This is a genomic window from Herbiconiux sp. VKM Ac-1786, from assembly GCF_015350805.1.
Classification (GTDB): domain Bacteria; phylum Actinomycetota; class Actinomycetes; order Actinomycetales; family Microbacteriaceae; genus Herbiconiux.
The window spans coordinates 1,671,557-1,688,030 of sequence record NZ_JADKSG010000001.1 but is presented as its reverse complement, the minus strand read 5'-3'; the positions used below and the strand labels follow the sequence as shown (position 1 = coordinate 1,688,030).

Annotated in this window: 13 protein-coding genes; 8 read left to right on the top strand and 5 right to left on the bottom strand. The window is 71.8% G+C overall.

Features of this window, described 5'->3' with window-relative positions:
- Positions 1-1,176: a GAF domain-containing SpoIIE family protein phosphatase gene (locus ITJ64_RS08335; protein WP_194680188.1), complete on the bottom strand. Its 1,176-nt coding sequence runs from the start codon at positions 1,174-1,176 to the stop codon at positions 1-3.
- Positions 1,173-2,060 carry a virginiamycin B lyase gene (locus ITJ64_RS08330; RefSeq protein ID WP_194680187.1) on the bottom strand — a complete coding sequence of 296 codons (888 nt, stop codon included), beginning with the start codon at positions 2,058-2,060 and terminating at the stop codon, positions 1,173-1,175. The genes ITJ64_RS08335 and ITJ64_RS08330 overlap by 4 nt, the downstream gene beginning before the upstream one ends.
- 66 nt (positions 2,061-2,126) lie before the next feature.
- Here ITJ64_RS08330 and ITJ64_RS08325 point away from each other — a divergent pair, with 66 nt between their 5' ends.
- The 8 genes from ITJ64_RS08325 (at position 2,127) to ITJ64_RS08290 (ending at position 12,494) form a co-directional block, all read left to right on the top strand.
- Positions 2,127-5,069 (top strand): Na+/H+ antiporter subunit A, encoded by a 2,943-nt coding sequence (locus ITJ64_RS08325; RefSeq protein ID WP_194680186.1) that lies wholly within the window; start codon positions 2,127-2,129, stop codon positions 5,067-5,069.
- Positions 5,066-5,578 (top strand): NADH-quinone oxidoreductase subunit K, encoded by a 513-nt coding sequence (locus ITJ64_RS08320; protein ID WP_194680185.1) that lies wholly within the window; start codon positions 5,066-5,068, stop codon positions 5,576-5,578. Before ITJ64_RS08325 ends, ITJ64_RS08320 begins: the two co-directional genes overlap by 4 nt.
- Positions 5,575-7,200 carry a Na+/H+ antiporter subunit D gene (locus ITJ64_RS08315; protein WP_194680184.1) on the top strand — a complete coding sequence of 542 codons (1,626 nt, stop codon included), beginning with the start codon at positions 5,575-5,577 and terminating at the stop codon, positions 7,198-7,200. The genes ITJ64_RS08320 and ITJ64_RS08315 overlap by 4 nt, the downstream gene beginning before the upstream one ends.
- Positions 7,197-7,757 carry a Na+/H+ antiporter subunit E gene (locus ITJ64_RS08310; protein WP_194680183.1) on the top strand — a complete coding sequence of 187 codons (561 nt, stop codon included), beginning with the start codon at positions 7,197-7,199 and terminating at the stop codon, positions 7,755-7,757. The genes ITJ64_RS08315 and ITJ64_RS08310 overlap by 4 nt, the downstream gene beginning before the upstream one ends.
- Positions 7,754-8,017 carry a monovalent cation/H+ antiporter complex subunit F gene (locus tag ITJ64_RS08305; protein ID WP_370545096.1) on the top strand — a complete coding sequence of 88 codons (264 nt, stop codon included), beginning with the start codon at positions 7,754-7,756 and terminating at the stop codon, positions 8,015-8,017. Before ITJ64_RS08310 ends, ITJ64_RS08305 begins: the two co-directional genes overlap by 4 nt.
- A complete protein-coding gene (gene mnhG / locus ITJ64_RS08300; RefSeq protein WP_194680182.1) occupies positions 8,014-8,373 on the top strand; it encodes a monovalent cation/H(+) antiporter subunit G in 360 nt (119 codons plus the stop codon). The genes ITJ64_RS08305 and mnhG overlap by 4 nt, the downstream gene beginning before the upstream one ends.
- A gap of 100 nt (positions 8,374-8,473) precedes the next feature.
- On the top strand, positions 8,474-8,929 hold the full coding sequence (locus ITJ64_RS08295; protein ID WP_173182324.1) for an SRPBCC family protein: 456 nt from the start codon (positions 8,474-8,476) through the stop codon (positions 8,927-8,929).
- Positions 8,930-9,092: 163 nt separating this feature from the next.
- Positions 9,093-12,494, top strand: coding sequence for a S8 family serine peptidase (locus tag ITJ64_RS08290; protein WP_194680181.1), 3,402 nt, complete (start codon positions 9,093-9,095; stop codon positions 12,492-12,494).
- A gap of 91 nt (positions 12,495-12,585) precedes the next feature.
- Here ITJ64_RS08290 and ITJ64_RS08285 read toward each other — a convergent pair whose 3' ends face one another.
- From ITJ64_RS08285 to ITJ64_RS08275, 3 genes are read right to left on the bottom strand one after another with little or no spacing between them, the layout of a single operon-like run.
- The gene (locus ITJ64_RS08285) at positions 12,586-14,094 is read right to left on the bottom strand and encodes an aldehyde dehydrogenase (NADP(+)) (RefSeq protein ID WP_194680180.1); all 1,509 of its coding nucleotides are present in this window, start codon (positions 14,092-14,094) and stop codon (positions 12,586-12,588) included.
- A 33-nt stretch (positions 14,095-14,127) separates the two neighbouring features.
- Positions 14,128-15,183, bottom strand: coding sequence for a LacI family DNA-binding transcriptional regulator (locus ITJ64_RS08280; RefSeq protein WP_370545094.1), 1,056 nt, complete (start codon positions 15,181-15,183; stop codon positions 14,128-14,130).
- Positions 15,180-16,391 carry a fumarylacetoacetate hydrolase family protein gene (locus ITJ64_RS08275; protein WP_194680179.1) on the bottom strand — a complete coding sequence of 404 codons (1,212 nt, stop codon included), beginning with the start codon at positions 16,389-16,391 and terminating at the stop codon, positions 15,180-15,182. Before ITJ64_RS08275 ends, ITJ64_RS08280 begins: the two co-directional genes overlap by 4 nt.
- Between the last annotated feature and the right edge of the window lie 83 nt (positions 16,392-16,474).

Below are 16,474 nucleotides of genomic sequence, written 5' to 3'. Positions count from 1 at the left end.
CTAGCGCGCGCCGAAGGCGACCACCAGCACCGTCACGTCGTCGTCCACCGCCGCGACCTCCACGCGCGCCGCGACGCCGTCGAGGAAGCCGCCGACGTCGGGCCGGGAGCGCAGTTCGCCGGCGAGGCGCAGCAGCGAGTCGAGGGTCGAGTCGTCGAGCTCCAGCACGCCGTCGGTCACCGAGATCAGGGTGTCGCCGGGCTGCAGCTGCACCGTGCGCGGCGTCCAGCCCGAGGCGGCGTCCTGAACCCCGAGCGGCAGGTCGCGGGAGGCGAGGCGCTCGACGGGGTCGGCGTCCGACGCCGGGACGATCAGGGTCAGGCCGTGCCCGGCGTCGACGTACTCGACGCGCCCCGAGTCGTCGATGCGCGCGTGGAACAGCGTCACGAACGCTCCCAGCGAGGCGAGCCGCGGCTCGAGCGACGCAGCCGCCCGGGCGAGGGCGACGGCGGGCCCGGAGGCGGATGACGACGAAGCCAGCCCCGCCCGCAGCTCCTCGGCGAGCGCCCCGGCCACAGCCCCCTTCCCCATCACGTCCCCCACCGTGACGGTCACCGCCGACCCGCTGCGCTCCCACGCGTGCAGGTCCCCGCTGACCTCCCCGAACGGCAGCGAAAGAGCCGAGACCGAACCGTCCGACGAAACCGAGACCGAGACCGAAGCCGAACCAGACCCAGAACGTCCCCACGAACCCGACCCGCCCCGCAACTCCCCCTCGGCCCACCGCCCCAGCTCCCCCAGCCGCACCCGCTCGGCCGCACTGAGCGACCGCGCCTCCGGATGCATCACGCACAGCGTCCCGACCGCCTCCCCGTCGCCCGCCCGCAGCGGCACGCCGGCGTACGAGCGCACCCCGAACTGCGTCACCGCCGGGGTCTGCGCGAAGCGCGGGTCGGCCCGCGCATCCGGAACCTCGAACAGCCCGGTGCCATGAACCGTGTACTCGCAGAACGCCGTGCCGTACGGGTACCTCGGCGCGGGCTCGCCCACGACCTGCGGCGACTTCACCACGAGCGAGACGTCGTCGACCAGGTTCAGGTACGACATCGGCGCGTCGAGCAGCTCCTGCGCGAGCCGCGTGATGCGGTCGAAGCGCTCCTCGGGCCCCGTTCCGAGCAGCCCGGTGGCCTCGACGGACGCCAGCCGACGAGCCTCGGCCTCCCCGCCCCCGCTCACGCCGACACCGCCACGAGCGCCCCGGTCTCCATCGCGACCCACACCGTCCCGTCCGCCCCGACGGCGAGCCCGTGCGGCTCCTCGTGCCCCGTCTCCGCCAGCGACACGAACGAGAACGTCCCGTCGAGCGTCACGTGCCCGAGCTCGTTCGACCCCCAGAGCGTGAACCAGCAGCCCCCGTCGGGCGTCGCGTCCCGCACGATCGCGTGCGGCTTCGAGTGCCGGTCGGGCAGCGGATGCTCGATGACCCGCCCCCCGCGATCGACCCGCCCGATCTGCCCGGCCAGGATCTCGGTGAACCACGCCGCCCCGTCGTCACCGACCACGATGCCCACCGGCCCCGCCTCGGACGTGGGCAGCGGGAACAGCGCCGGCACAGCATCCGCCCCTCGCACATACCCCACGACGTTGGCCTGGTTCGCGGTGAACCAGAGCGAGTCGCCCGAGGCCGCGATCATCGAGACCACGCCGTCGACGGTTCCGGCGGCGAACTCGGCGACCCCGCCGAGGATGCCGATGCGGCCGAGCGAGTCGTTGCCCATCTCGGTGAACCAGGCGGTGCCGTCGTGCAGCGCGGCGACGCCGTAGGGCTGCGCGCCGGGCGACGGGGCGTCGGTGCGCCGCAGCACGCCCGAGGGTCCGACGAGCAGCACGGCGTTCGCGGCCATGTCGGCGACCCAGACCGAGTCGGAGCCCGCGGCGGCCACCTGGGCCGGCTGCGAGGAGTCGCCGAGGGGCAGCACCACGACCGATCCGTCGCGGTCCCGCCGCAGCACGGCTCCGGCATGGACGAGAGAGCACCACACCGCCCCGTCGGAGGTCACGGCGACCGAGTACGGGCCGCCGTCGGCAGGGTCGATCGGATGCACGGCCAGGGAGCTCATGGGCCGAGCCTACCCAGCGCCGGGTAGACTGGGGGCCCTGCCCTCTCCCCGACATGAGGAGTCCGCGTGATCCTGGTCCTGCTGCTGTTCGCGGGACTCTCAGCGCTCACTCCGCTTCTCACGCGCATCCTGTCGACCCGGGTCTTCTACCTCGTCGCCCTGCTGCCGGCGGCCGCCTTCGTCTACACCCTGAGCCAGAGCGGCCGGGTGCTGGCGGGTGAGCAGGTCACCCAGTCGGTGCCGTGGATCCCGCAGCTCGGCATCGCGCTGAGCTTCCGCGTCGACACCCTCGGCTGGTTGCTCGCCCTCGTCGTCACCGGCGTCGGCGCCCTCGTGCTGATCTACTGCGCGCGCTACTTCTCACCCGACGAGCCGTCGCTCGGCCGCTTCGCCGCGCTGCTGCTCGCCTTCGCGGGCACGATGTACGGCCTCGTCACCGCCGACGACATCTACATCATGTTCATGTTCTGGGAGATCACGAGCGTGCTCTCCTACCTCCTGATCGGCCACTACACCGAGCGCAAGGAGAGCCGCGGCGCCGCCCTGCAGGCCCTCCTCGTCACGACCTTCGGCGGCCTCGCCATGCTCGTCGGTGTCATCCTGCTGAGCACGGCGGCCGGCACCACCTCGATCGCCGCCATCGTCGCCGACCCACCCGCGGCGAGCGCCCTCGTCACCACCTCGATCATGCTCATCCTCGCCGGCGCCCTGTCGAAGTCGGCACTCGTGCCCTTCCACTTCTGGCTGCCGGCCGCCATGGCCGCGCCCACCCCGGTCAGCGCCTATCTGCACGCCGCCGCGATGGTGAAGGCGGGCATCTACCTGATCGCCCGCCTCGCCCCCGGCTACGCCGACACCCCGGGCTGGACCGAGGTGCTGGTCGTCATCGGCGTCTGGACCATGCTGCTCGGCGCCTGGCGCTCCCTCCGCCAGTACGACCTCAAGCTGCTGCTGGCCTACGGCACGGTCAGCCAGCTCGGCTTCCTCACGGTCGTGGTGGGCTTCGGCTCGCGCGACGCCGCTCTGGCGGGCGCGGCCCTGCTGCTCGCGCACGCCCTGTTCAAGTGCACCCTCTTCCTCGTCGTCGGCATCGTCGACCACGACGAGGGCACCCGCGACCTGCGCGAGATCTCCGGCCTCGGCCGGCGGCGCCCGGTGCTGGCCGCGGTGGCGATCGTCGCGGCGGCGTCGATGGCGGGCATCCCGCCGCTCCTCGGCTTCGTCTCGAAAGAGGCCGTGCTGACCGCCTTCCTCGAGGCCGGCGAGCACGGTGAGCCCTGGGGCTGGGTGGCGCTCGTCGGCGTGACCCTCGGCTCGATCCTCACGGTCGCGTACAGCGCCCGCTTCGTCTGGGGCGCCTTCGGCACCACGAAGGCGACGGATGCGCGGGCCGCCGCAGCCCCGCACGACCACCACGCGCCCGACCCGCTCATCCTGATCGCCCCCGTCGTGCTCACGGTCGCCACCGTCGCCGGAGGCTTCCTCGCCGCCCCGATCGGCCACGCCCTGGAGGGCTACGCCGACACCGTCCCGGGCGAGGGCGACTACCACCTCGCGCTCTGGCACGGCTTCGAGCCGGCGCTCGGCATCTCGGTGCTGGTGATCGCGGCCGGCCTCGCGCTGTTCGCCGTGCGCACCCGCTTCAGCCGGCTGCAGAAGAAGGTGCCGGTCGTCGTCGACGCCTCCCGCAGCTACTGGGCCATCGTGCGGGCCGTCGACGCGGCCGCCGCACGAGTCACGCTGTTCGCCCAGAAGGGCGGCCTGCCGCAGTACCTCAGCACGATCCTGCTGGTGTTCGTGCTGTGCCTCGGCGCCACGACGGCGATGAACCGCACCTGGCCCTCCGAGTTCGTGCTCTTCGACTACCCGGCCCAGGTGTTCGTGGCCGCCGCGATGGGCGCCGCCGCCATCATGGCCGCGCGGGCCACGCACCGCCTCGCCGCCGTGCTGCTGGTGGGCGCCACCGGCTTCGGGCTCGTGGTGCTGTTCTCCTTCCACGGCGCACCCGACCTGGCGCTCACGCAGGCGCTCGTCGAGACGGTGACGATCGTGGTCTTCGTGCTGGTTCTCCGCCGCCTCCCGCCGCGCATCGCGCAGCACAACAAGCCGATGAAGCGCGGCCGCCGCATCGCCATCGGCGCGTTGGTGGGCGTCACCATGGGCGTGGCCGGGCTGGTCGCCCTGGGCGCCCGCCAGGCCGGCACCCTCACCGACGAGCTGGCGCGGCTCTCGGTCGAGGAGGGCCACGGCAAGAACATCGTGAACGTGATGCTCGTCGACATCCGCGCCTGGGACACCATGAACGAGCTCTCGGTGCTCATCGTGGTCGCCACCGGTGTCGCGAGCCTGCTCTTCGTCACGGGCCGGAACGTCAGCATGCCGCGGCTCCGCGAGTCGCGGAAGCGGCGGCAGACCACGCAGCGCGTGAAGCTCGTGAACGACCCGCACACCTCGTCCGAGGCCCCGGACGACCGGCAGCACTCGTGGCTGCTCGGCGGCCGCACGCTCGCCCCCGAGAACCGCTCGCTCATCCTCGAGGTGCTCGTGCGGCTGATCTTCCACCCGGCGATCGTCGTCTCGGTGTATCTGCTCTTCGCCGGGCACAACGCCCCGGGCGGCGGCTTCGCCGGCGGCCTCGTGGCGGGGCTCGCGCTGATCGCGCGCTACCTCGCCGGTGGCCGCTACGAGATCGGCGAGACCCTGCCGGTCGGGCCGGGCGCCCTGCTCGGCACCGGCATGCTGCTCGCCACCGGCACCGCCGTCGGCAGCCTGTTCCTCGGCACCGACGTGCTCACCTCGGCCTACTTCGAGACCGACCTGCCGCTCCTCGGTCACGTCTCCTTCGGCACCAGCACCATCTTCGACATCGGCGTCTACCTCGTGGTGATCGGCGTCGTGCTCGACGTGCTGCGCGCGCTCGGCGGCGAGGTCGACCGGCAGCAGGCCGAGGCCGAGGGCGGCGGCGACCACGCCGACGAGCACTCGGTCACGGCGGAGGAGGCACGATGAGCGCGTCGATCACCCTCGTGGTGCTGATGGCCGTGATGTACGGTGCCGGGGTCTACGTGATGCTCGAGAAGAGCCTCACGCGCATCCTGATCGGCTTCCTGCTGGTGGGCAACGCCACCAACCTGCTGATCTTCATCATGTCGGGGCGGGCCGGCGACTCGCCGATCGTCGACGGCAGCAGCGCCGACACGGTCGACCCGATCCCGCAGGTGCTGATGCTCACCGCGATCGTGATCAACTTCGGCGTGACCGCGTTCATCCTGGCGCTGATCTACCGCTCGTGGTGGCTGTCGAACCTCGGCGACGAGGGCGACGACGTGGCGGCCGACGAAGACGAGGACGAGGCGATGGAGATCGACCAGGCCGGCGTGTTCCACGCCTCGCTCGAGGACGACGACGCGGCGGTGCGCACGATCCTCGACGAGGGCAGCGACCTCGGCGACGACGACACCGCCTTCGCCTCGGCGGGCGAGGAACCCAGCGAGGGCGACCGGGACGTGATGCGATGACGAACACCCTCGTGCCCCTGCTGGTGATCATCCCCCTCGTCGGGGCGGCGGTCACCCTGATCCTCGGCCGCCACCCGCGGCTGCAGATCCTGATCAGCGTGCTCGCCCTCACCGCGGTGACCGCCGCGGCCGCGGTGCTGCTCGCGATCGTCGACAGCACCGGCACGCCCGCGGTGGTGGAGGTCGGAGGCTGGGAGCCGCCGTTCGGCATCGTGCTGGTGGTCGACCGGCTCTCGGCGATCATGGTCGTCGTCTCGGCGCTGGTGCTGCTCGGCGTGCTCGTGTTCGCGGTGGGCCAGGGCTACGCCGACCGCGACCGCGACACCCCGGTGTCGATCTTCCACCCGACCTACCTGATCCTCGCGGCCGGGCTGTTCGACGCCTTCATCGCGGGCGACCTGTTCAACATGTACGTCGGCTTCGAGATGCTGCTCGCGGCCAGTTACGTGCTGCTGACCCTCGGCGGCACCGGGTCGCGCATCCGGGCCGGGGTGACCTACGTCGTGGTGAGCTTGGTCTCGTCGCTGCTCTTCCTCGGCGCGATCGCGCTGATCTACGGCGCCACGGGCACCGTCACCATGGCGCTGCTCAGCGACCGCATCCGGGAACTGCCGCTGGATGTGCAGATGATCCTCTGCGCGGCCCTGCTGATCGGCTTCGCGGTGAAGGCGGCGGTGTTCCCGCTGTCGTTCTGGCTGCCCGATTCCTACCCCACGGCGCCGGCACCGGTCACGGCGGTGTTCGCCGGGCTGCTCACCAAGGTGGGCGTCTACGCGATCATCCGCACCGACAAGCTGCTCTTCTTCGACGTGCCGCTGCAGGTGCCGCTGCTGATCGTGGGCGGGCTGACGATGCTCATCGGCATCCTCGGCGCCCTCGCCCAGGCCGATGTGAAGCGGCTGCTGTCGTTCACGCTCGTCAGCCACATCGGCTACATGATCTTCGGCGTCGCGATCGGCACCGAACTCGCCTCGGGCGCCACGATCTACTACATCGTGCACCACATCCTGGTGCAGACCGCCCTGTTCCTCGTGGTGGGGCTGATCGAGCGCAAGGGCGGCTCGACGTCGATCACCGAGCTCGGCGGCCTGCTCAAGGCGGCGCCGTTCGTGGCCATCCTGTTCTTCATCGGGGCGCTCAACCTCGGCGGCATCCCGCCGTTCTCGGGCTTCCTCGGCAAGGTCGGCCTGTTCGAGGCGGGCGCGGCGAGCCCGAACCCGCTCGTCTACGTGATGATCGGCGCCGGCATCGTCACCTCGCTGCTCACCCTCTACGCCCTGATGCGGGTGTGGAACATGGCCTTCTGGCGGCCCAAGAAGGACGTCGAGGGCTACGAGTCGCCGCTGATCGAGTCGCTGCAAGAGGGCCCGACCGGCTCCGTCGGCACCATGACGGGCACGGCGACCGCCACCGACACCCAGACCCGCACCTCGCCGCTGATGATCGGCGCCGCCACCGGCCTGATGGCGCTGACCCTCTGCCTCACGGTCTTCGCCGGGCCGCTGTTCGACCTCGCCCAGCGCGCGGCCGGCAACGTCTCGACCCCCGAGCCCTATGTCGACTCGGTCTTCCCCGAGGGTTCGCTGGTGCCCATCTCGGTGAACGAGGGGGGTGACGGATGATCGCCCGCATCGTCAGCGGACTCGTGCCCTTCCTCGGCCTCGTGCTGATCTGGGTGCTGATCTGGGGTCAGGTCACCTGGCTCGCCCTGGTCACCGGGGTGGCGCTCGCCCTGCTCGTCTCGGCCACCTTCTACCTGCCGGCCGTGCGCCTGAGCGGGCGCATCAACCTGTGGTTCGGGCTGCTGTTCGTGCTGCGGCTGCTCGGCGACATCGTGCTCGCCTCGCTGCAGATCGCCTGGATCGCGATCGGGCCGGGCTACAAGCCCTCCAACGCCGTGATCGCCGTGCCGCTGCGCACCCGCTCCGACCTGATCATGACGTTCACCGCCGAGGCGGTGTCGCTCGTGCCCGGCTCGATCGTGCTCGACATCGACCGCGAGGCCTCGACGCTGTACCTGCACGCGCTGAACGTGAAGTCGGTCGAGGAGATTCCGGCGCTGAAGCAGAAGGTGCTCGACACCGAGCGACGGCTGATCCGCGCGGCGGGCTCGGCCGACGACCTGGCGCGGCTGTCGGAGGGCCGCGTCGCCGCAGCCGAAGAGGAGGGCGCCTCGTGATCGTCGTCGTCATCGTCGCCGGGCTGCTGATGGGCGCGGGCGCCATCGGCGCGCTCGTGCGCATCATCCGCGGGCCCTCCGCACTCGACCGCATCATCGCCTCCGACGTGCTGGTGGCCACCGCCATCTGCGCGATCGGGGCCGAGATGGCCATCAACCGGCACACCGACACCCTGCCGGTGCTGCTCGGGCTCGCGCTCTTCGGCATCGTCGGCTCGATCTCGGTCGCCCGGTTCCTCGCGGCGAGGGACGACACATGAGCGCGCTGGAGTGGGGCTTCGACGGCATCGGCGTGCGCGACGTGGTGACCGGGGTGCTGGTGCTCGTCTCGGCGCTGATGTGCTTCGCCGCCGGGGTCGGCCTGCTGCGCTTCCCCGACGTGCTCTCCCGGCTGCACGCGGCCACGAAGCCGCAGATCCTCGGCGTGATCGCGATCGTGGCCGACGTGGCGGTGTCCAACCCCTCGCTCGCCACGATCACCCTCGCGGTCGCGATCGTCTTCTTCCAGAGCCTCACCGCCCCGGTCTCGGCGCACATGGTGGGCCGGGCGGCCTACCGCACCGGGCACTTCCGCACGGACATCCTGGTGACCGACGAGTTCAGAGGCCACGACTGACCGGTTCCTGAGTGCGGGGTGTGCGGGGGTTGGCAGTCGGCCCCGGGCGTCGTTGGGTAGGGAGTACACCCAGAGACGAACACGAAGAAGGAGTACCGCCATGGCCCAGATCATCGAGACCGTCGACGTCGAGGTCCCCGTGCGCACCGCGTACAACCAGTGGACCCAGTTCGAGTCGTTCCCCAAGTTCCTCGACTTCATCGAGACGATCGACCAGCAGGACGACACCCACACGCACTGGAAGGTGAACATCGCCGGCCAGGAGCGCGAGTTCGACACCGTGATCTCCGAGCAGCACCCCGACGAGCGGGTCGCCTGGACGAGCACCGGCGGCGAGGTCGACCACGCGGGCGTCGTCACCTTCCACAAGCTCAGCGACACCACGTCGCGCGTCACCGTGCAGATCGACTGGGAGCCCGAGGGCATCGTCGAGAAGATCGGCTCGGCCGTCGGCGTCCCGACGCACGCCGTGAAGAAGGACCTCGAGAAGTTCAAGGAGTTCATCGAGTCGCAGGGCTCCGAGACGGGCGCCTGGCGCGGCGACGTCGAGGCCTGATCTGACCGCCCTTCCGGGCGCGACCCCCTAAGGGGGGTGGACTGTACTCGAATGTGAACGAAATCAACAGACTTCACTTCGGCTGAGATTCTCCGCATAATCAACGGATACTCACACCGATCTGTGATGTTCGTCGTTTACCCCTTCGAGAAAGCAGCCCTACGTGCCCCCTGCCTCCGCGAGTCCCCTGTTCCGATCCGATCCGGGCGGGAGGCCACGAGGCCGCCGTACCCGGCAGGCTGCCGCGCTCGTCGCGGTCGCCGGTGTCGTCGCCGCCGGCGCGTTCGCCTTCTCGAGCGCGTCGGCGGCGCCGGTCGGTTCGGCCGTGAAGCCGCCCGTCGGCCCCTCCGTGCCGACGAGCTACGAGGACGGCAGCTACATCGTCACCCTGGTCGACGACCCCGCCGCGACCTACACCGGAACCGACCAGCGCTTCGCCCAGACCGCCCCCGAAGGCGGCCGGCAGCTCGAGGCCGCGGCCCCGGCCGTCGAGGCGTACTCCGCGCACCTGGCGAACCAGCAGGACGCCGTGGCCTCGTCGGTCGGCGCCTCGGTCGGCTACAGCTACACGCTGACCCTGAACGGATTCTCGGCGAACCTCACCGCCGACCAGGCCGCCGAGCTCGCGAACCGTCGCGACGTCGCGGCCGTCACCAAGTCCGAGGTCAAGCACCTCGACCGCGCTCCCGTCGCCGCCCCCGCGGCACCGGTGGAGGCCGCGGCCCTGACGCCGTTCCCCCAGACCGGACAGCAGTCCTCCACCGACTTCCTCGGCCTCAGCGGCGACGACGGCCTCTGGTCGGAGCTCGGCGGTCAGGCCCAGGCCGGTGCGGGCATCGTCGTCGGTGACATCGACAGCGGCATCGCGCCCGAGAACCCGTCCTTCGCGGGCGACACGCTGGGCACGGCGGAAGGCGCCGAGCCCTACCTCGACGGCGACCGCATCGTGTTCGAGAAGTCCGACGGCCAGACCTACTCCGGCATCTGCCAGCCCGGCGTCGACGGTGACCAGCAGTGGACCGGCGAGGAGTGCAACACGAAGCTCATCGGCGCCAGCTGGTTCCTTCCCAAGTCGCTCTACGACCTGGTGGGCACCCCCGATCGCCCCGAGTTCCTCTCGCCGCGTGACGGCGACGGCCACGGCTCGCACACCACCTCGACCGCGGCGGGCAACGCCGACGTCGACGCCACCATCGGCGACTACGACTTCGGTGACATCTCGGGCGTCGCCCCGGCCGCCAAGGTCGCGGAGTACAAGGTCTGCTGGAACGGCAACGGCGTCGAGACCGACGACGGCTGCTACACCGAGTCGATCCTCGCCGCCATCGAGCAGGCGGTCGCCGACGGTGTCGACGTGATCAACTACTCGATCGGCGGCGGCGCGGCCACCTCCACGTTCGCGCTGGAGGACCAGGCGTTCTTCGGTGCCGCGGCGGCGGGTGTCTTCGTCTCGGCCTCGGCCGGCAACTCCGGCCCCGGTGCGAGCACGCTCGACCACGCCTCCCCCTGGTACACCACGGTGGCCGCCTCCTCGATCCCGACCTACACGGCGACCGCGGAGCTCGGCAACGGCGAGAAGTTCGCCGGCGCCTCCATCACCGTGCACGAGCCCGTCACGGCTCCGCTCGCGCTGAGCGACGACGTGGCCGGAGACGACGCCGACCTCGACCCCACCGTCTGCGAGCCGGGCAGCCTCTCGCCCGCGCTCACGGCGGGCAAGATCGTGGTCTGCGAGGCCGGCGTCACCGCCCGTGTCTCGAAGTCCGCCGAGGTCGCCCGGGCCGGCGGTGTGGGCATGCTGCTCGTGAACCCGTTCCCGAACGCGAACCACGCCGACGACCACTCGGTGCCGTCGATCCAGATCGACTCCGACCACTACGACGCGATCTACGCCTACGCGGCCACCGCCGGCGCCACCGCGACGCTCGTGGAGGGCAACACCTCGGGTGAGGAGCGCCCCGTGCCCCAGGTCGCCGGCTTCTCGTCGCGCGGCCCGGCCGAGGCCGACGGCGCCGACGTGCTGAAGCCCGACATCACCGCCCCCGGTGTGTCGATCCTCGCCGACGGCGCGAACCAGCAGGGCGACGACCCGGCCTTCCAGTTCGAGTCGGGCACCTCGATGTCCGCCCCGCACGTGGCCGGACTCGCGGCGCTGTACCTGACCAAGTTCCCGAACGCCTCGGTCTCGACCATCAAGTCGTCGATGATGACCTCGGCGTACGACTCGGTCGAGCAGGACGGGTCGCCCTCGAGCGACGTGTTCGCGCAGGGTGCGGGTCACGTCGACCCGAGCCGCATGCTCGACCCGGGACTCGTCTACGACAGCGGTGTGCCCGACTGGATCGCCTTCCTGCAGGGTGAGGGCTACGTCTTCGCCGAGCCGACCGGCGTCGAGCCGATCGACCCGTCCGACCTGAACCAGCCCTCGATCGCCATCGGCTCGCTCGCCGGGCTGCAGACGGTCACCCGCACGGTCACCTCGACCGCCGCGGGCAGCTACACCGCGTCGCTCGACATCCCCGGGGTCGAGACCACGGTCACGCCCTCGACGCTGTCGTTCGACGGCCCCGGCGAGACCGCCAGCTACACGGTCACCTTCGACGTCGCCGACGCCCCGCTCGACGAGTTCGCCACCGGCTACCTCGTCTGGTCGGGTGACACCGGCGAGGTGCGCAGCCCCGTGGCCGTGCGCCCCGTGGCGCTGGCGGTGCCCTACGAGGTCGCCGGCGAGGGTAACTCGGGATCGGTCTCGGTTCCGGTCACGCCCGGCATCGACGGCAACCTGCCCCTCGCCGTCACCGGTCTCGCCGAGGGAACCCTCGTCGAGGACGCCAGTGCCTCCGACGGACACTCGGGCTCGCTGCCCAAGGGCGCAGCCTTCGTGTCGACGGTCGAGGTCGCGGAGGGGACGACGTTCGCGCGGTTCGATCTCGACGCCCTCGCCGACACCGACGACCTGGACCTCGTCGTCGACCGGATCGGGGAGGACGGCAAGCCTGTCACCTCGTACACCTCGGCGACGGGATCGGCCGACGAGCGCGTGGACATCGAGAACCCCGAGGCCGGCACCTACCGGGTGACGGTGGACATCTACTCGGTGACCGATGGCTCGGACGCGTCGGTGTTCGACCTGGTCGAGTATCTGCTGGGCACCGGCGAGACCCCGGGCGGCCTGACCGCACCGGCCTCGCTCGACCTGACCTCGGGTCAGGCCACCAGCTACGACGTGAGCTGGACGGGCCTCGACGGCCCGGCCCGCTTCCTCGGCTCGGTCGCCTACGGTGACACCGGCCTGTCGACGCTGGTCTCGGTGACCACCACCCAGGCCCTGCCGACGCCGACGCCCACGGAGACCGCGACGCCCACCCCGGCGCCGACCGGCGCTCCCGCCCCGGGTGACCCCGGAGCGACCAGCGCCCCGGCGCCCGGTGGGGGCGGCAGCGGCTCCTCGGGCCTCGCCAACACCGGCTTCGCCGGTCTCGGCATCGGCATGATCGCGCTGGTCGTGCTGGCCGGCGGGATCGCCGTGGTGCTGGTGATGCGCCGCCGCGCCTCGCGCAGCTAGGCAGGACACACACGAAGGGGGCGGGCCGTGAGGCCCGCCCCCTTTCGTCGTCCCCGGGTCAGCCGGGGAGCGTGAGACCCGTCAGGCCCCGTCAGGCCGGCAGCGTCAGCACCCCGTCGACCCGGCGCGGGATGCCCGTGAAGCCGTCCCGCAGCTCCTCCGGCAGCGCCGCCTCGGGCGCGTTCTGCCACGCGAGCGGGCGCAGGAAGCGGCGCACCGCCGTGACGCCCACCGAGGTGTGCTGCGAGTTCGTCGAGGGCCACGGCCCGCCGTGCTGCTGGGCCCAGGCGACGCGCACCCCGGTCGGGTAGCCGTTGAAGACGACCCGGCCCGAGCTCGCCTCGAGCGTCGAGGCGAGCGAGGAGACCACGTCGGGCTCGTCGTCCTCGACGTGCAGCGTGGCGGTCAGCGACCGGGGGATGCGGCCGAACGCCTCGCGCACCTCGTCGAGCGAGTCGTACCGCGCGACCACCACGAGCGGGCCGAACGCCTCCTCTGCCAGCTCGGCCCCGAGCGTCTCCGCGGTGGTCTCGAGCAGTCGCGGCGACACGGCGAACCCCGACCCCTCCTCCGGCGAGCCCCCCGAGGCCCCGACCACCGCTCCGGCGGCCACGAGCCGGTCGGCGATCTCGCCGAACGAGGTCTGGATGCGGTCGTTCAGCAGCACCTGCGGCCCGGCCGCCGCGGTGAGCGTCTCGAGGGCGTCGACGACCGCCTGCCCCTCGGGCCCCGAGGGCACGAAGGCGATGCCGGGCTTGGTGCAGAGCTGCCCGGCCGAGCCGGTGTACGAGGCGAACAGGCCCTCGGCGATCGCGCCGCCGCGCGAGGCCGCGGCGCCCGGCGACACGACGAGCGGGTTGATGCTCGACAGCTCGCCGAAGAACGGGATGGGATCGGGCCGCTGGTCGATGGCGCGCTGCAGCGCCTCGGCCGCGCCGAGCGACCCGGTGAAGCCGGCCGCCTTGATGGCCGGCTCCTGCACGAGCGTCACGCCGGCCTGCTGACCGTAGACGATGCCGAAGGTGCCGCGTGGGGCGCCCACCGACTCGGCGGCGCGCTGCAGCACCTCGTACGACAGCTTCGAGGTGAGCGGATGCGAGCCGTGCGCCTTGACGACCACCGGCGATCCGGCGGCGATCGCCGACGCCACGTCACCCCCGAGCACCGAGAAGGCGAAGGGGAAGTTGCTCGAGCCGAACACCGCGACGGGGCCGATGGAGACGAGCATCCGTCGCACGTCAGGAGCTGCGCCGAGCGGGGTGTCGCCCGCGTGGTCGATGGCCGCCTCGACGAACGAGCCCTCGCGCACCGCTTCGGCGAAGAGCGAGAACTGGAAGGCGCTGCGGCCGGCCTCTCCCGTCAGCCGGGCGGTGCCGAGCCCGGTCTCGGCGTCGGCGGTGGCCACGAGCTCGTCGCGGGCGGCGAGCACCCCAGCGGCCATGGCGTCGAGCAGCTGCGCGCGGAACTCCCGACCGCGCGACTGCAGCTCCTGGGCGGCCGACTCGGCGCGCAGCGCGATCTCGTGCACGGCCTCGGGCGAGGTGGGCGCCAGCGAGGTGGCAGCGCTAACACCGGTTCGCGGATCTGTGGTGGTGAGCATCGATACTCCTTCAGGGGTGGGGTGCGGGAAAGGTCAGGCGCTCTCGCGCGCCACGACCGAGAAGCCGAGGTCGATCTCGGCGGTCTCACGGGTGCCGCCGGTCATCCGTGCGAGCAGCAGCTCGCCCGCCGCGGTGCCGATCTGGCGGTTGGGCACGGCGACCGTGGTGAGGGTCGGCACGAGGTGCCGCCCGATCTCGAAGTCGCCGAAGCCGGTCACGGCGATGTCGCCCGGCACCGAGATGCCGGCGCGGGCGCACTCGAGCACGGCGCCGGCGGCGAACACGTCGCTGGCGAACATCAGCACGTCGGTCTCCGGATGCGCGGCCCGCGTCTCGCTGAGCAGCCGCCGCCCGGTGTCGTAGTCGACCGTCGCGGTGCCCGAGTCGACGACCCGCACGGGCTCGCCCGGGAACAGCTCCCGCACCGACTCCTCGAAGCTCGCGCGCCGCGCGAGCGCCCGGAAGTCGCCCGTCTGGAACGACCCGGCGAACGTCGGATGCCGATAGCCGCGATCGCGCGCGAACTCCACGAGTGCCCGGATGGCCGCACTGTTCGAAAAGCCGACCACGCTGTCGATCGGGGTGTCGGTGAGGTCCCAGGCCTCGACCACGGGCACCTTCGACTCGCGCAGCAGGTGCCCGGTGTTCGGCGAGTGGTCGGTTCCGACGATGAAGATGCCGTCGGGGCGGCGGCCGAGGAAGGCCCGGACGAGCTCCTCCTCGTGGCCCGGACGGTAGGACGTCGAACCGATGAAGAGCTGGTACCCCTCGGGGGCGAGCACCTCCTCGAGGCCCTGCAGGGCATCCGCGAACACCGAGGCGGAGACCGCGGGGATGATCGCCGCGACCGTCATGCTGCGGTTGGAGGCGAGGTTAGAGGCCGCGAGGTTCGGCACGTAGCCCGTCTCGCTGATGGAGTTGCGCACCCGCTCGAGCGTGAACTCCGAGACGAGCTGGGGGCTGCGGATGGAGCGGGAGACGGTCTGCGGCGACACCTGCGCGTGCCGCGCGACGTCTTCGAGGGTGACCGAGTGCGTCGAGCGGCGCGAGGGGCGCGTGACCAGTGCGGCGACGGCCCCGTCGCTCACAGCAGCGCCCGGCTCGCGAGGTTCCTCATCAGCGAGCCGATCCCGAACTCCCACGGTTCGCACCTCTCGCTCGCCTCGACCTGGTTGACCAGACTACCCAGTTCGTCCGAGGAGATCCGCACGATGTCGCCCCTCTTGTGGGTGAACCCGCGGTCGACGTCGTCGCGGTCGACGATCGGCGCGAACATGGTGCCGAGCATCAGCACGGCGCCGTCGGGGTAGCGGTGCTGGGGGCCCTCCAGCTGGGCGACCAGGTCGAGGGGGTCGCGGCTGATCTGGCTCATCTCCGAGGTGCCGTCGAGGTGGAAGCCGTCCTCCCCGTCGATCTCGAGCGTGACGCTCATCCGCCGCACCGCGTCAAGGTCGAAGCCGTCGTCGAAGAGCCGCACGAGGGGACCGAGAGCGCACGAGGCGTTGTTGTCCTTCGCTTTGGGCAGCAGCAGCGCCGAGCGCCCCTCGACGTCGCGGAGGTTCACGTCGTTGCCGAGGGTGGCGCCGACGATGCGGCCGGCGCGGTCGACGATCAGGGCGACCTCCGGCTCGGGGTTGTTCCAGAGCGAGGTCGAGAGCACGCCCACCTGGTCGGCGGTGCCGACCGCCGAGAGGGTCGGCCCCTTGGTGAAGATCTCGGCGTCGGGCCCGATGCCGACCTCGAGGTACTGGCTCCAGAGGCCCTCGCCCACGAGGTACTCCTTCAGCGCCACGGCAGCCGCCGAGCCGGGCACGATCTCGTGCAGGTCGGCGCCGATCTGCTCCAGGATGCCCGCCCGCATCCTCGCGGCCGCCTCGACGTCGCCCCGCACCCGTTCCTCGATCACCCGCTCGATCATCGACACGGCGAAGGTGACCCCGGCGGCCTTGAGGGTCTGCAGGTCGACGGGGGCGAGGAGCCACGGACGATCCCGGTCGCGGCCGGCCGGAGCGGTGTTCGCGTAGACGTCCTCGAATGAACCGAGGCGGGCACCGGCCGCCGCCCGCGCCGCCGCGGCCGGCTCGGCATCGTCGGCGAGCGCGCTCAGCGTCGGGAAGCTCGCGCTGAGGTCGAGCACGCCCTCCGCGGTGACGAGCACGGGCGAGGGGCCGTTCACCGCCGGGTTCCAGACCCGGCCGACGAGCGTGCCGGCGGTGCCGTCGGCCGGCAGTGCCGCCGCGGCGTCGCCCGCCCAGTCGGCGCGGGGGGCGAGGGGGGTGGTGTCGGTGAGGCTCATGGGTTCTCCGTTGCGAGAGGGGCGGGCGGGGGCTCGGCGTGGCGTCGGTCGGGGGCGAGGGGGTCGGCGGGGCGTCGGGTCGG

Excerpts from the sequence above, each read along its gene's own strand:
- ITJ64_RS08330 (WP_194680187.1), bottom strand. The coding sequence starts at position 2,060 with ATGAGCTCCCTGGCCGTGCATCCGATCGACCCTGCCGACGGCGGCCCG.
- ITJ64_RS08320 (WP_194680185.1), top strand. The coding sequence starts at position 5,066 with ATGAGCGCGTCGATCACCCTCGTGGTGCTGATGGCCGTGATGTACGGT.
- ITJ64_RS08315 (WP_194680184.1), top strand. The coding sequence starts at position 5,575 with ATGACGAACACCCTCGTGCCCCTGCTGGTGATCATCCCCCTCGTCGGG.
- ITJ64_RS08310 (WP_194680183.1), top strand. The coding sequence starts at position 7,197 with ATGATCGCCCGCATCGTCAGCGGACTCGTGCCCTTCCTCGGCCTCGTG.
- mnhG (WP_194680182.1), top strand. The coding sequence starts at position 8,014 with ATGAGCGCGCTGGAGTGGGGCTTCGACGGCATCGGCGTGCGCGACGTG.
- ITJ64_RS08295 (WP_173182324.1), top strand. The coding sequence starts at position 8,474 with ATGGCCCAGATCATCGAGACCGTCGACGTCGAGGTCCCCGTGCGCACC.
- ITJ64_RS08285 (WP_194680180.1), bottom strand. The coding sequence starts at position 14,094 with ATGCTCACCACCACAGATCCGCGAACCGGTGTTAGCGCTGCCACCTCG.
- ITJ64_RS08275 (WP_194680179.1), bottom strand. The coding sequence starts at position 16,391 with ATGAGCCTCACCGACACCACCCCCCTCGCCCCCCGCGCCGACTGGGCG.